The organism is Streptomyces sp. NPDC018000 (genome assembly GCF_044328025.1).
Lineage (GTDB): Bacteria > Actinomycetota > Actinomycetes > Streptomycetales > Streptomycetaceae > Streptomyces.
The window spans coordinates 1-13,034 of the sequence record NZ_JBIRGM010000045.1; the positions used below are offsets into that span (position 1 = coordinate 1).

The 13,034-nt window shown below is 67.8% G+C and carries 14 protein-coding genes and 2 pseudogenes; 9 read left to right on the forward strand and 7 right to left on the reverse strand.

What is annotated here, in order from left to right; translation table 11 throughout:
* Positions 1–1,292 precede the first annotated feature (1,292 nt).
* From ACH4EW_RS32015 to ACH4EW_RS32025, 3 genes are read left to right on the forward strand one after another with little or no spacing between them, the layout of a single operon-like run.
* Positions 1,293–1,535 carry a hypothetical protein gene (locus ACH4EW_RS32015; protein WP_398263009.1) on the forward strand — a complete coding sequence of 81 codons (243 nt, stop codon included), beginning with the start codon at positions 1,293–1,295 and terminating at the stop codon, positions 1,533–1,535.
* A gap of 2 nt (positions 1,536–1,537) precedes the next feature.
* Positions 1,538–2,083: a Clp protease N-terminal domain-containing protein gene (locus ACH4EW_RS32020; protein ID WP_398263011.1), complete on the forward strand. Its 546-nt coding sequence runs from the start codon at positions 1,538–1,540 to the stop codon at positions 2,081–2,083.
* Complete coding sequence (locus ACH4EW_RS32025) at positions 2,080–2,628, forward strand: MOSC domain-containing protein (RefSeq protein ID WP_398263013.1); 549 nt, start codon at positions 2,080–2,082, stop codon at positions 2,626–2,628. The genes ACH4EW_RS32020 and ACH4EW_RS32025 overlap by 4 nt, the downstream gene beginning before the upstream one ends.
* A 7-nt stretch (positions 2,629–2,635) precedes the next feature.
* Here the strand turns inward: ACH4EW_RS32025 and ACH4EW_RS32030 are convergent, their stop codons facing one another.
* Complete coding sequence (locus tag ACH4EW_RS32030) at positions 2,636–3,733, reverse strand: IS630 family transposase (protein WP_398263015.1); 1,098 nt, start codon at positions 3,731–3,733, stop codon at positions 2,636–2,638.
* Positions 3,734–4,060: 327 nt separating this feature from the next.
* Between ACH4EW_RS32030 and ACH4EW_RS32035 the strand changes: the two genes are divergently transcribed.
* The 5 genes from ACH4EW_RS32035 to ACH4EW_RS32055 all read left to right on the forward strand — a co-directional run bounded on the left by ACH4EW_RS32035 (position 4,061) and on the right by ACH4EW_RS32055 (position 7,450).
* Positions 4,061–4,267 (forward strand): hypothetical protein, encoded by a 207-nt coding sequence (locus ACH4EW_RS32035; protein WP_398263017.1) that lies wholly within the window; start codon positions 4,061–4,063, stop codon positions 4,265–4,267.
* A gap of 168 nt (positions 4,268–4,435) precedes the next feature.
* Positions 4,436–5,068 carry a hypothetical protein gene (locus tag ACH4EW_RS32040; protein ID WP_398263019.1) on the forward strand — a complete coding sequence of 211 codons (633 nt, stop codon included), beginning with the start codon at positions 4,436–4,438 and terminating at the stop codon, positions 5,066–5,068.
* Between the two features lie 162 nt (positions 5,069–5,230).
* On the forward strand, positions 5,231–5,539 hold the full coding sequence (locus tag ACH4EW_RS32045) for a transposase (RefSeq protein ID WP_398263021.1): 309 nt from the start codon (positions 5,231–5,233) through the stop codon (positions 5,537–5,539).
* Positions 5,536–6,453, forward strand: a complete 918-nt coding sequence (locus ACH4EW_RS32050) for an IS3 family transposase (RefSeq protein ID WP_398263023.1) — start codon at positions 5,536–5,538, stop codon at positions 6,451–6,453. The genes ACH4EW_RS32045 and ACH4EW_RS32050 overlap by 4 nt, the downstream gene beginning before the upstream one ends.
* A gap of 310 nt (positions 6,454–6,763) precedes the next feature.
* Entirely contained in the window at positions 6,764–7,450 is a 687-nt protein-coding gene (locus ACH4EW_RS32055) for a hypothetical protein (protein WP_398263025.1), read from the forward strand.
* 223 nt (positions 7,451–7,673) lie between these two features.
* On the opposite strand, the gene ACH4EW_RS32060 is transcribed toward ACH4EW_RS32055, so the two are convergent.
* Together ACH4EW_RS32060 and ACH4EW_RS32065 are read right to left on the reverse strand one after the other, a co-directional pair.
* On the reverse strand, positions 7,674–8,063 hold the full coding sequence (locus tag ACH4EW_RS32060; protein ID WP_398263027.1) for a hypothetical protein: 390 nt from the start codon (positions 8,061–8,063) through the stop codon (positions 7,674–7,676).
* Between the two features lie 325 nt (positions 8,064–8,388).
* Positions 8,389–8,856 (reverse strand): winged helix-turn-helix domain-containing protein, encoded by a 468-nt coding sequence (locus tag ACH4EW_RS32065; RefSeq protein WP_398263029.1) that lies wholly within the window; start codon positions 8,854–8,856, stop codon positions 8,389–8,391.
* 214 nt (positions 8,857–9,070) lie between these two features.
* On the opposite strand from ACH4EW_RS32065, the gene ACH4EW_RS32070 reads away from it, so the two are divergent.
* On the forward strand, positions 9,071–10,351 hold the full coding sequence (locus ACH4EW_RS32070; RefSeq protein WP_398263031.1) for an MFS transporter: 1,281 nt from the start codon (positions 9,071–9,073) through the stop codon (positions 10,349–10,351).
* A gap of 474 nt (positions 10,352–10,825) precedes the next feature.
* Here the strand turns inward: ACH4EW_RS32070 and istB are convergent, their stop codons facing one another.
* The 4 genes and pseudogenes from istB to ACH4EW_RS32090 all read right to left on the reverse strand — a co-directional run.
* Positions 10,826–11,647 (reverse strand): IS21-like element helper ATPase IstB, encoded by an 822-nt coding sequence (gene istB / locus ACH4EW_RS32075; protein WP_398263033.1) that lies wholly within the window; start codon positions 11,645–11,647, stop codon positions 10,826–10,828.
* Entirely contained in the window at positions 11,644–11,955 is a 312-nt protein-coding gene (locus tag ACH4EW_RS32080; RefSeq protein WP_398263035.1) for a hypothetical protein, read from the reverse strand. Before ACH4EW_RS32080 ends, istB begins: the two co-directional genes overlap by 4 nt.
* A gap of 180 nt (positions 11,956–12,135) precedes the next feature.
* Positions 12,136–12,513: pseudogene (locus ACH4EW_RS32085) on the reverse strand (helicase associated domain-containing protein); the annotation flags it as partial.
* A 73-nt stretch (positions 12,514–12,586) separates the two neighbouring features.
* Positions 12,587–13,034 (reverse strand): annotated as a pseudogene (locus ACH4EW_RS32090) (hypothetical protein); the annotation flags it as partial.

Genomic DNA, 13,034 nt, shown 5'->3' on the forward strand with positions numbered 1-13,034 from the left:
GAACGTCGTCACGCCACGAAAAGACCACATAGAGTGCTTTACGCAGCCGCATAGCTCGCAAGCCCATCGCTGTCCGTCAGACCGGGGCAACTCCAGCCGAGGCGCCATAGGGGCGCTTGGGCGGTGTCCGCCACGGTTGGCCCCAAGGCATAGGAACCTTCGCCCCGACCGCACCCATGTAGCGGTGAAGATCCAGAAGACTCACAGTCTTGGTCGTCAGCCCTTCACGGAGCCGCCACCGCAGGTGATCAACCAGGCTGTAGGCGTACGTCTTCTGAGTCCCGACACCCTCGTACGCACGCAGGAAGCTGTCAGCCTCCTCGTCCACCGATCCGTCCGGCCACACGATCGTGTAGGACGATCCGCCCCCCGACCGCTTCATCGGCTGGACCCGAAGATCCCCCAGCACCATCCCGCTTCGCACAAGACCTCCCAGCCACGCGTCGACCCCGCGACGTAGAGGCTTGCCCGGATCGGTAAATGAGAACGTGATGGCACCCCTGACTGCCCAAACGAGTGATCCGGACACTGGTTGAGCAGTCGGAAAACTCCAGCTTGAGCATGTGGTGCACCCACGACTCGTTCAGCAGCTCGCACGACTTCGGCCGGTCCGGGTCGTGGCAGAAGAACCGGACTCCGTAGCGGGAGACCTTCGGGTGCAGGCCCCAGGAACAGTCGGGGCAGGTGAGTAGGACGCGGGGGTGGACCTTGTGGATCTGGCCCCACTCCAGGTCGTGTCCGAGGCCAGACAGGGTTGAGTCGAGGAGGCCCAGTTCAGGGTGTAGCGCGGTGAAAGGCATGAATCGCATCTCCCGGCGATCGGCATGCTTACGGCGTACCTGACGAGACAGCAGATATCAGATGCCACTGACAGAGGGCCTCCAGGGCCTGGTCCTCGCTGCCGTCGACCGTGGATCGACCGCGACGTACTCGCCCGACAGATCGCCCACGAGGAAGAACAACGCCGCGCCCCGGCCGCCTTCGGGGCTGGGGCGACAGTTGGCCACCGTGTTCCACAGCGCAGCACCTGCCAGCTCAGCCAGGACCCGAGCTCCTTGAGGAACGCGGGGCCTTTCTCTACCGCGCGCAGCTGCTCCCAGTAGACCTGGGGGTGGGCGGGGACGATCGCGTTGACGGACGCCGTGGTGTAGAGGGCGACGTCGACGGATCGGCCGTCTGCGGTGCGCCCCGGCGGGGCGGAGAGCCTGCCGGGGCGCCGTGCCTCGCTGGAGGACGTGGGCCGTGTCAGGATTCCTTGACACTTGCCCTTCTGTCAGGGCAACCTGACAGATATGGGAGCTGAGGACACCCCGGCCTCGCTGGCCGGACAGGTCACCAACAAGGACCCCGCTGTCGGTTTGCAGGCCGTTGTTGCGCTGCGCCGTCTCCTGGAAGAGCTGGAGCGGCTGCATGTCGACAACGCCCGCCAGCAGGGGTGGTCGTGGCAGAACATCGCCACGTCTTTGAACGTCAGCAGACAGTCGGTGCATGAGAAGCACGCGGGCCGGCGCAAAGCCATGGGCATGGAGGAATAGCAGTGTTCGAGTTCTTCACCGATCACGGGAAGCAGGCCGTGGCGGCGTCCCAGGACGAGGCGATCACCCTGGGGCACGACTTCATCGGCACGGAGCACCTTCTGCTTGGCCTGCTTACGGCGGAGGGCGGGACGGCTGCCGGTGTGCTGCGCGGGCGGAAAGTCGACCTGGCGCGGGCTCGACAGGAAACCGTACGCGTCCTTGGGGCGGCCGGTATCGTCGCTGTGGGCGGGCAGCCCGCAAAGGACGCCTTGTCGTCGATCGGTATCGATGTCGCAGAGATCCAACGCCAGGCCGACACCTTCTTCGGACCCGGCGCCTTCCAGTTCCCCAGGCCCGCCTACACCCCCGAGGCCCGAAAGGCACTGGAGAACACCCTGGGCGAGGCCCAGGCATTGGGCCGCGACAGGTTCGGCACCGAACACATCCTGCTCGGCCTGCTGACCGTGGCTGAAGGCCACGCCCTCCAGGTCCTGGCCGCCCTCCAGGTTGACCCCGCGGGCCTGCGCGAGACGGTCCTCGCCCAGGCTGCCCAGGAGAGGCCGTGAAGGCAGGCCGGATCACCGCGGTGAGCCGCAACGCCTCGTATTCGTTCAGCAAGCCCAATCACGCGTCCATCACCCTGCTCGCCGGCCTCGGTGTGGAGGGGGACGCCCACGCAGGCGAGACGATCCGTCATCAGTTCCGTATGACTTACGAGCCGGACCTGCCCAACCTGCGCCAAGTCCACCTGATGCACGAAGAGCTCTTCGAGGAACTCGCGCTCAAGGGTTTCGACGTCTCTGCTGGCCGGCTGGGCGAGAACATCACCACCCGCGGGGTGGACCTTCTGGGCCTGCCCACCGGGTCCCTGCTGCGACTCGGAGCCGATGCGGTGGTCGAGGTGACCGGACTGCGCAACCCGTGCTCGAAGATCAACGACTTCCAGACGGGTCTCCTGGGTGAGATGTTCGCCCTGGACCCGCTCTCGGACGAGTTCACCTTCAAGTGCGGCGTCATGGCCGTGGTCCGCCATGCAGGGACCATCCGACCCGACGACCCTGTAGAGGTGGAACTCCCAGCCCTTCCGCACCGCGCGCTGGAGCGCGTCTAGTGGCTCGTCACGCAGCCTTGGCCGGGTAATCGGTCCATGCTCGGATCGGTGAGTCGGGTGCGAAGGTTGTCTTCGGCTCGGCGCGGGAATTGCGCCAGCGGACGTAGGAGGCGATGGCTGCGTTCTGCTCGTCGTGGCTGCGATGGTCGGTGCCGTTGAGCGCGAAGTAACGCAGGGCCGCGAACTCGGCCTCGATCCAGTTCAGCCAGGAGCCGTAGGTCGGCAGGAAGACCAGTTCGATGTCGTTGTCGACCGCCCAGGTGCGGACGTCTGCGTGCTTGTGCGGGGAGAAGTTGTCCAGCACCACATACAGCTTCTCGCCGGGCCAGCGGGCGCGCAGAGCCTTGAGGAGGCCGAGGAACTCCCGCCAGCGTTTACGCGGGCGGATGCGGTAGTACAGCTTGCCGGTGGCCAGATCGAGGGCGGCGAGCATGTGCCTCACGCCGTGTGTGCGGTTGTAGGTGGCCCGCAGCCGGCGCGGACGCCTCACCGGCCCCCACGCCTTGCCTTTGCGGGGCATCAGGTTCAGCGGCCCGAACTCGTCGACGCATATCACCCGCCCGTCCGCCGGCGGAGTGTCGTACAGCGCCAGGACGCGGTGCATCTTGGCAATGAACTCCGGGTCGGTGGACGCCTTCCAGGTAGTGGTGGTCTTCCAGGAGACCTTGCCCTCGCGCAGGATCCGGCGCAGGGTCTCCCGGCTGATGGCCGCGGTCACCTTCTGCTTGATGAGGTGGTCGGCGAGCTTACTCAGGCTCCAGGTGGAGAACGCGGTGATCTTCCAGTCGGCGGGGGACGTCCGGGCGATCAGGCAGATGTGCTCGCGCACCTGGTCACTGATCGTCTTGGGGCGTCCCCCGCTCCATTTTGGGTCCAGCGCGTCGAACCCCCGCTCGTTGAAGGCGTGGATGACATCGCGGACATAGTCCTCGCCAACCTGCATCAGCGCGGTGATGTCCTTGACCGTCTGGCCCTGGGCGGACATCAGCACCACGATCGCCCGGCGGAGTTTCACCGGGTCCTTCGCACTCCGACTGATCCGCTGCAGCCGACGGCCCTCCTCCACGCTCACCGGCCGGACGAACACACTCGGTCGACGCCCCACGACCACCCTCCAAGATCAGAACTTGGAGACAGTCTGCTGGCCAACGAGCAGCAGGTCGATTACCCAGCCAAGGATGCGTGACGAGCCACTAGGGCGCACCTGGGCCGTTGGACCACCCCAGGCGACATCGAGACCGCGGCAGCAGCCCTCATCCAGGCGGCTGCCGGACCGGGCCGATCAGCCCGGCACAGGGGAACCGATGATGCGGGAGAGGCACCCTGGATAGTCAGGGTCATCCAGGGTGCACCCCGTACCGCGCTTTCGGCGGGTGCCGGGAACTGAGCATCGAAGTTGTCCATCCGGGCCAGGTGCCGCGCTCAGTCACAGGTGCAGACGCAAGCCGCCTGGAACACCACCGACCAAGCACTCGCGGCACCCCGCCCCCGCGACACCACCGCCCTGCGCCGACGCCTGCTGCTCCTGTCCGTACGGCTGTGGTGGCACCCCTACTGGGAGACCGTCCCCTCGGTGCCGACGGCCCGCTCCGAGCTGCGCCACCTCGCCCGCACCCACGGAGCCGTCAGGGCCGCGTGACCGCACGTCTCGGTCGACCAGGAGCACGAGGTTGCGACAAGGGTTGCGCCTACTGTTGCGCGGCCCGCAGGACCGTCCCCGTGTCCGCGCAGGTCACCACGCCGTTTTGCCGTGGCCGGACTGCTGACATCCCCGTTGCGGCCGCTCTGCCCATGTCCCTTGGCTGGAGTGAAGGAGGAAGGGACGGGCGGGATGGGCGGCGCGGCCGCGGCCGGGGACCGGGGCGCGCTCAGCCGGTTGCGCGTCGGCCGGGGCCGCCGCGCCTCGCCGCCGACAGGCCCGGCGGCGGAGGCCGGGACGGAAGTCGCCAGCGTCCCGGTGCAGTTGTCCGGCGCGGAGACGATGCACGAACTGAACGAGACGCTCCGCTCGATCACCGGGGGCATGCATGCCCACTTCACCGGCCCCGGCGTCGCGCTGGAGGTCACGCTCGGCAGGCAGCAGGAGCTCCCGATACACGAGGCGCACACTGCGGGCCTCACCCGGCTCTTCCGCCACGCCGCTGGCACCATCGGTGCCCGCAGCACGCCGGGGGAGGCCGGTGCTTCCACTGCGACGGGACTGGGCTCGCCCGACCCTTGTGGGAGCCGGCTGCCGGGCACGCTTGAGCGGCTCGCAAGAAGAACGCCCGCGCCCCGGGCCGCCCTGCTGGACGGCGTGGGACGCGGGCGGGCGGAAGGAACTGAGGCTTACGCCGGTACGGGCGCGCACTCCGGTTCAGCACCGGACCGTCATGCCCAGTCGATGCCCTGCTTCCGCAGCCCGTCCAGCTGCTATCGGGGAACCGCTGGGTCCCAGTAGCGGGAGTTTTCCGGCCTGTTCTCGTATGGCGTGTCCGGGCAGGCATCGCGAATGTGCCAGCTATCCAGAGTGCTGCGTGGGGTGCAGACCATGTGAGGGTCCCCCGAGATGCGGTGGATGCTGACAGGGGGTCAGATGGGACTCATGAGAGGAACATCGACCATGGCTGCCCCCAGGAAATACTCGTTGGAGTTGCGTGAGCGTGCGGTGCGGATGTATCGCACCTCCGACCCGAAGCCCCAGATCAAGAAACTCGCCGTCGAGCTCGGTGTGCATCCCGAGGCCCTGCGCGGCTGGATCCGGCAGGCCGAGGCGGACGCCGGCGAGCGCGACGACCGGCTCACCACTGACGAGCGTGCCGAGCTGACCGCGTTGCGCAAGGAGAACGCCCAGCTCAAGCGCGCGAACGAGATCCTGCGCACCGCCTCGGCGTTTTTCGCGGCGCAACTCGACCCGACCCGGCCCAGGTGACGGCGCTCCTCGACGAGCACCCCCACCTGGGAGTCGAGTGCGTTCTGCGGGAACTGCATATTGCCTCCTCCACCTACTACCGGTGGCGCCGTGCCGAGCGCGAACCGTGCGAGCGGCGCCGCCGGGATGCAGAGCTGACCGAGCAGATCAAGCAGATCCACACCGATTCCGGCGGGATCTACGGCTCACCGCGGGTGCACGCCGTCCTCCGGCGCGAGGGCGTGCACGTGGGCCGCAAGCGGGTCGAGCGGCTGATGCGCGAGGCAGATCTCGCAGGGATCAGCCCGCGCCGCAAGGGCTTCACGCGCCGCGATCCCAAGGCCACGCTCGCCCCGGACCTGGTCAACAGGGACTTCACCGCGAGCGCGCCGAACCGGCTGTGGGTCACCGACCTGACGATGATCCCCACCGGCGAGGGACCCTTGTGGCTCTCCGCGATCCGCGACGCCTTCTCCCGCAGGGTGGTGGCCTGGGAGACCTCCGCCCGCGCGGATGCCGATCTGGTGCTGACCACGCTCGAGTACGCCTTCGCGTCCCGCGAGGTCGAGCCCGGACAGCTCATCCATCATGCCGACCACGGCTGCCAGTACACGTCCATCAAGCTCACAACCCGCCTGATGCGAGCGGGTGTTGAGGCGTCCATGGGATCCGTCGGGGACTCGTACGACAACGCCCTGGCGGAGAACCTGTGGATACTGATCAAGACCGAGGGCCTGCGCGGCCGCGCCTTCGCCACCCGGGCCGAGGCGAACCTCGCGCTCTTCGAGTACATCGACGGCTTCTGCAACAGCCGGCGCATCCAGGAACGGCTCGGCTGGCTCAGTCCCGTCGAGTTCGAGGAGAAGTACTACGCCGATCAGGCAACGGCCGATCGAACGAACCTGAAACCCCGTCAACCCGCACTGACCAGCTGATCAGCAACTCTCGCTCTCGGTACGACAACGGCTTCTCAGTGAGCGGGTGTCAGTGACGGCATGTCAGACCGGGAGGTTTTCGCTGGTCGGGCGTTAAGGAAGAACGCGGTCACTGACATGGGGTGCTGTATGCGGGGGGTGTCGTTGTCATGGGGCTGTACACCCCACTCCGCTCCACTGTCTTGAGAACGGCACTTCTGATCCTTCGGTGGCTGTGCGAGGGCACGGTGGTCGGTGTCAGCTTTGTGCGGCGGAAGGGTGTGGGGTGGGGGAGGCGGGCGCGTGGGGTGAGGTCACGGTGGGGTTGAGGGTGTCCAGGCCGGTGCTGGTTGCGCGGCTGCTGGAGCTCGATGCGGCTGGGGCGTTGACTACGGCGCACGTGCGTGCGGGCGCCCAGGTCGGCGGTGTGAATGTGCGCACGGTGTGGCGCTGGCTGGAGGCGGCGCGGATGGAGGGCCGTGTGGAGCGCAGGCCGCGGGTCCGGCTGGAGTTGTCCGACCAGGCGTGGGAGGTGCTGGCGCAGGCGGGCGGGAACGTGGCGGCGCTGCACCGGCATCTGAAGGAGGCCGAGGTGCCCTCGCTGGCGTCGTTGCACCGGGTGGTGCGTCGGGACCTTCAGGCCGGCAGGGTCTTGCCGGACCGTGCGGTGGTGCGGCGGGAGCGGGAGGAGCAGCAAACGCGGCGGGCACTGGCTGACCTTGCCCTGGCCGGGCCGCGTGAGCGCGGCGGGGGGAAGACGTCTGCGCCATCGCCACCGCTTCTCGTACCAGAGGCGGCCGGGGGCTTGCCGGTGGGGGAGAGCGGTGCTCTGGCCGGTGTGGCGTTGCTGGCGGGAGCGAAGCCGGTGCGGACGTCGTCGGTGCGGGCGGTGGCCGAGGCGGTCGGGCAGGCGATGGCGACGGAGGGCGCGGTGTGTGTGTGTGCGGCGACCCGGGCCGGGGCAAGACCGTGGCCGTGCGGATGGCGCTCCACGAAGTGCCCGCGGGCTGGAAGGTGACGTGGGTGCCGGTACCGGTGCGCCCGTCGGTGGCCGGCATGAGGCGAGCGGTATTCGACGCGCTGGGGCTGTGATGATGCGCAGGTTTTTGTCGGTGGTGGTTCGGCGTTGTGATGTCAGTGGGTAGGTAGCGGGTTTTGTGTAGTTCAGTGGGTTGTTGTGGGTGATTCGGCTTCTGTCAGGGATGCCGATCTGGTGCTGACGTTTTTGGTGATGGTGCGGGTCAGTTGGTTGCCGGTCGGTACAGCGTCGGCGAGTCGCCGGGGTGCTCTTGCGCTGGAACGGTTGGCCTTGTCAGCCCGGCCCGTTCAGGGGCGGGCATCAGGGCGGCCAGTGCGCGCTGTAGGTCCTCGATGTGCGCGCCGCGCTCCGACAGCCGTGCCTTCAGCTGCACCGCCTCCGCTTCCGCCAGCTCCCGGCCGTGCCGTTCCTCCGCCAGCTCCAGGGCGTGCGCGGTCCGTGCCCGGTCCAGTTCGGCGCGCAGCGCGGCAACGTCCTCGTGCTCCCGGCCGTCCTCGACGTCCCCGGCCTGCGTGACCGGGGCGTCGGGCGGGGCTGGTGCGTGCAGCCGGAGGCTGGCGGCCAGGAGATCACCGACCAAAGGATCAGCCACCCGCGCTGCGGGTCCTGGACCGCGCCGGGCAGATCGCCGGCCTCCCGGCGGCGGCGGATGGTTGTGCGGCTGACGCCGCATGCGGCGCAGCGAGCGGGCGCCGTGCCCGCGGGGCATCATCGCCCAGGGTGTGACCGGATGAGTCCAGTTCCGATCATGGTCAGCATCTGGCCGAGGAGGTGGAGGGTGGGGAAGATGACGGCGAGGCTGGCGAGGGCCAGCTGCCGGGCGTCGCCAGCCTCTGCGCGCTTCGCACCGCCCGCGCCGCCGCCAGCGCCACTGACCTGTCCTGAGGGACGCACGCCCGGGCAACCCAAGCGCGTCGTCAGGCCGTGTCTCGGACGCGCAGCGACTGCCCAGGGTCGCCGTTCGCGGTCGAAATGAGGTTGTTCCCCAGAGCAGTCGTGGTGTGTCGTACCGTGTTGGCTTGTCGAAGGCTGGTGACGAGACCGGCATCTCGTAGTGAGGTGACGTGTTCCGAGGCTGAGGCGGGAGAGATGGCAAGGCCCTGGGCGAGTTGCTTGGTGGTGTGGCCGTCGGGGGATGCCAGGACTTCCAGGACGGCCGCGCGGGTACGGCCGAGCAGTGTCGCCAGGGCTCTCGATGAGCGTGGCCGGGTAGCCGGCGGTGCAGCGACGAGGCCGTCGCTCTGGAGAATTCCATAGGGGCGCGTATACGAGAATGGGCGTGCCGACCTCGTTGAGCAGTGCCCGGGGACGCGAGCCGCAGAAGATGTGGGCGGACAGGAGAAGTCCCCGTCTGATTTTGGCGGGGTGAACGGGAGCCACTGCATCGGTGGGATTGGGAGCCACTTTGCTCCGTCCGTGACAGGGATGGATCCGACACAGGTTCATGATCGTCAATGGGATCGGGAGCCACCCCTATCGGGTGATGCCAGTACCTGTTTCTGATCTCAGCTTTGAGGTGCGTCCGGTGGCGGCCTGATTACGGGGTGGAGGGTGATCCGATTCACTACGCTGAGCGCTTTCGCACCTCAGGAGGTTCGGTTGGTACGGCGGAGCACGCTCGGGCAGGACTTCCGGCGGCTGTGGGGCGCCTACGCGGTCAGCGCAGCGGGCAGCGCCGTCGGCATGGGGGTGTTGCCGCTGATCGCCCTTCTGGTGCTGGGTTCCTCGGCGTTCCAGGTTTCTGTGCTCGCTGCGTTGTCCGCGGTGGCCAGTGCGGTGATCGCTCTACCGCTCGGTGCGCGTATCGAGCACCAGTACAAGCGGCCGGTTATGATCACCGCCGACCTGGCCCGCTGTGTGCTGCTGGCGAGCATTCCGGTCGCCATGGCTTTCGACAAGCTCACCTTCGCCCAGTTGTGTGTCGTCGGCGTTCTCCAGACGGCGGCGTCTGTCGCCTTCGACGCGGCGAGCGGGGCACACCTGAAGGCACTTGTCCTGCCCGAGCACCGCCTTCGCGCCAACAGCCACTTCGAGACAACCAACTGGATCAGCGTCAGCGCCGGCCCGCCCATCGGCGGGCTCCTGATCGGAGCACTGGGCGCGGCCGCCACCCTGGTGGTCGACGCACTGTCCTTCCTCGGATCAGCCCTGGGGATCCGTCGCATCCGGCAGCCAGAACCAGTGCCACCGGCCCGCGCCGCCACCGCTCACCTGGGCCGCGACATCGCGGCCGGCTGGCAGTACCTCCTGCGCCACCCAGGACTACGGCCGCTGTTCTTCAACGCCCTGCTCTTCGGCGGATCCATCATGATGGCCTCACCGCTGATGGCCGTCCTCATGCTGGAAGACCTCGAACTGGCGCCGTGGCAATACGGACTCGCTCTGGGACTGCCGTGCCTGGGCGGCGTGCTGGGCTCACGTCTGGCCCCGCTGCTCACCCGGCACTTCGGACAGCGTCGCATTCTGCTGCTGTCCGGTGTTGCGCGCACGCTCTGGACGATCCTCATGCCTCTGACGCCGTCCGGTGCCCTCGGCGTGTTCGTCATCGTGGCAGTCGACTTCGGCCTGCTTCTCTCCGCAGGGGTTTTCAATCCGTCTTTCACCACGTATCGGATGGCGGCCACACCGGACGCCTTCATGTCCCGCGTCAGCACCTCCTGGTCGGTCGGCTCGAAGACATGCCAGGCAGCCTTCATGATCATCGGTGGCCTCATCGGCGCCGCAGCCGGGGTCCGCGGCGCCCTGCTCATCGCCGGCCTGCTGTGCATGGCGAGCGCGCTGCTCCTGCCATGGCGAAAAGCACGCATCTCCACCGGGCATGTTCCAGCGCCCACGACGGAAGCGGTTCCGTCCCCGGCCACGGATAGTCCATCCACGTAGTGGTTTTGCCGGACTGCAGTGACGCGACTTTGTCGGGGGTGGGGAGAAGTGGTGCTTGGGACCGCAGTCCGGTGGGGCTGTGCCTGGAGGCAGTCGTGCGGCCCGATCGTTGTCGGTCACGGCCCGGTGGAGCGGTGCGCGATCAGCCAGGGAAGACCCAGGATCCGTCTGCACCCCGGTAGGCTCCCGCGGTCTCCAGTGCTTGGCGGCCTGGAAGGGCCAGGATGGTGCGGATTGTTGCGCCGTGGCGGCAGTCGAGCAGGCCACCGCATCGGCGGGATCGGGAGCCACGGCATCGGTAGCCACCTCTATTGGGTGACGTCACGCTCGGGGGCGTGGAGTGTCCGCCGTGATTCGGCAGTGGATGGCGATAGCTTGTGTGTCACCGGGCCCTGTCGGTCCGTGTCCCTGACAGGCACGGTGCGAAAGGGCCCGGCTCCGTTTCCGGCGAGTGTGCGGCCGGGGGGCACGATGTCAGATCGAGCGTTCGTCGCAGGTGGTCTGGAGTCGGTAAGACTCGGTGCCGGTCTGGATCAGGCTGCAGCGGAACGTGATGCGGTCGGCGATGGCCGCGCAGAGCCGGCGGTCGCCGAAGGTCTTGTCCCACTCGGCGAACGGGGAGTTCGTGGCGACCGCAGTGGCCTTGCGTTCCTCGCGTTCGGTGAAGATCTGGAACAGCAGCTTGGCGCCCTTCTTGTCCAGGTTCGCGTAGCCGAACTCGTCCAGGCAGAGCAGGTCGACCTTGGTGTAGCGGGCCATAAGCGAGGACAGCCGCCTGGCCGCCTCGGCTTCGGCGAGCTCGTTCACCAGGGCCTGGGTGGTGATGTAACGGACGGACAGTCCGGCCTCCGCGATCGCGGTACCGACCCCGATCAGCAGGTGGGACTTGCCGGTTCCGGAGTCACCGATCAGCACCAGCGGACGGCCCTCACGGACCCAGGACACGGACTTCAGATCGGCGACGACTTCCGGGGAGACGTTGGGGTTCTTGTCGAAGTCGAAGTCCTCCAGCCGCTTGGGCCGGGGGAACTTCGCCGCGCGGACGAGCCTTTGCTGACGGCGGACGTCGCGATCGGCGACCTCGGTCCGCAACAGGTCCAGGAGAAACTGCTTGTAGGTCGACTGCTCGCGCCGGGCAACGGCGGCCAACTCCACGAACCGTTCACGGAACGCGGGAAGCCGCAGGTCCCGGCAGGCTTCGTCGATCGCCGCGTCCTCGGGATCGCCGGGCAGCGGCATCCTGGTGGGCGGGACCTGCTCGGCCGCAGAGGCCTCGGCCGTCTTGGTGGGGCTCATGCGCTCGTGCCTTTCTGCTGTTTCCTCGGCGGTGCCGGCGGCGCAAGCAGCCGGTCGTACTTGGCCATGTCCGGCAGCTGGGTACGCGGATCGGGCGGCAGGCGCCGGGTGTGCAGGGAGATCACCTTCGCGCCCTCGTCCGTGTCGTCGTCCTGGTCGTCACAGACATCAGCCTCGGTGCCGTCGAGGCCCTCGGCCTCGTCGAGGTCGGTGTCCTCGATCGCCTTGCGGGCCTCAATGGCCACCAAGTCGGGGGTGAGCTTGGCACGGCGGGTCTTGGTGTTCGACAGAAACACTCCGAGTTTCACAGCGTGCTCCTGGCCGGCGAGCATGATCGTTTCTACGTGCCCCTGGAGACTGTCAGGGAGCCTGTTCGGGCTTTGTATTGCGCGAGGGCTGCGATGCCCCGTTCGAAGGCCCCGGAGGTCGTCTTGGGTGCCTTGGCGGGCCTCTCTTGTTCCGGTGGCAGCGGCACGACGCAGGAGTTCGCGCTGTCCGTCCATCAGTCCCTGCCAGACCGCGTGCTGACGGTTCTTCGCGAGAAACCGTCCCACGTCCATCCCGTGCACAGTCACGCCAGGCAGGACGTCGGCCTGGTCCTCATCCCGCACCAGTTCCCGCAGTGCGGCGTAGTGGCGTTGCCAGTCGGCCGGCCATGCCGGGTTCCAGTGCTCGTCGATCGCCTCCAGCGCAACCTTGCTGTCGTTTCGTGGGGGTGTAGTTGAGGTACGGGGTGTGGTGTGTGCTGGGGATATCCGGGATTGGTTGAGATCGTGTGAGCGCGGGTTCGCGGGGGCGTAGGCCTGCTGGTCTGGGGTTGTCTCTTCTTCGTTGAGATCACCTTGGCGTTCCTCAGATAGCGTCAACTCCTAAAGGCCCAGGTGTGTTTTCCCTGGTCACAGCCTTTTGCGTCGACCGCAGGGCAGAAAAAAAGGGGGGTTACCGGCGGGGTGCGCGGGACCCGTTCGTGGCGGGGCGGTGGTGGGTTTCGGCGAGGTGGTCGATACGGACCTGGTCCAGGGACGCCTTGGTGATGTGTTCGGTGCCGTCGAGGATGCTCGTGATCGCGGCTTGCCGGATCAGCCGGGTGAGGCTCCCGATCCTGCCCGCGGTCCTTTGGTGGAGATACGCGGCGTGGCGGGGGAGTGTCCCGGTCCGGTGCGCCCGGAGATCGAGTGCGGCTTCTACCCCCGCGATCAGCTCGCGGAAGGGCTCGTGTTTCCCGAGGCGTGCCGGGAAGGCCCCGCATTCCACGAGGGAAGCGCGTGCGGCGAGCTGGGCCCCGCGTACCCCGGCCTGAAGGATTCTGCTGAGAAAGGCGTGATTCGAGTAGGGGTGGGGTCGTTGGTCCCTCACGATTGCCGGGATCGTGGGTGGGAGGGCCGAC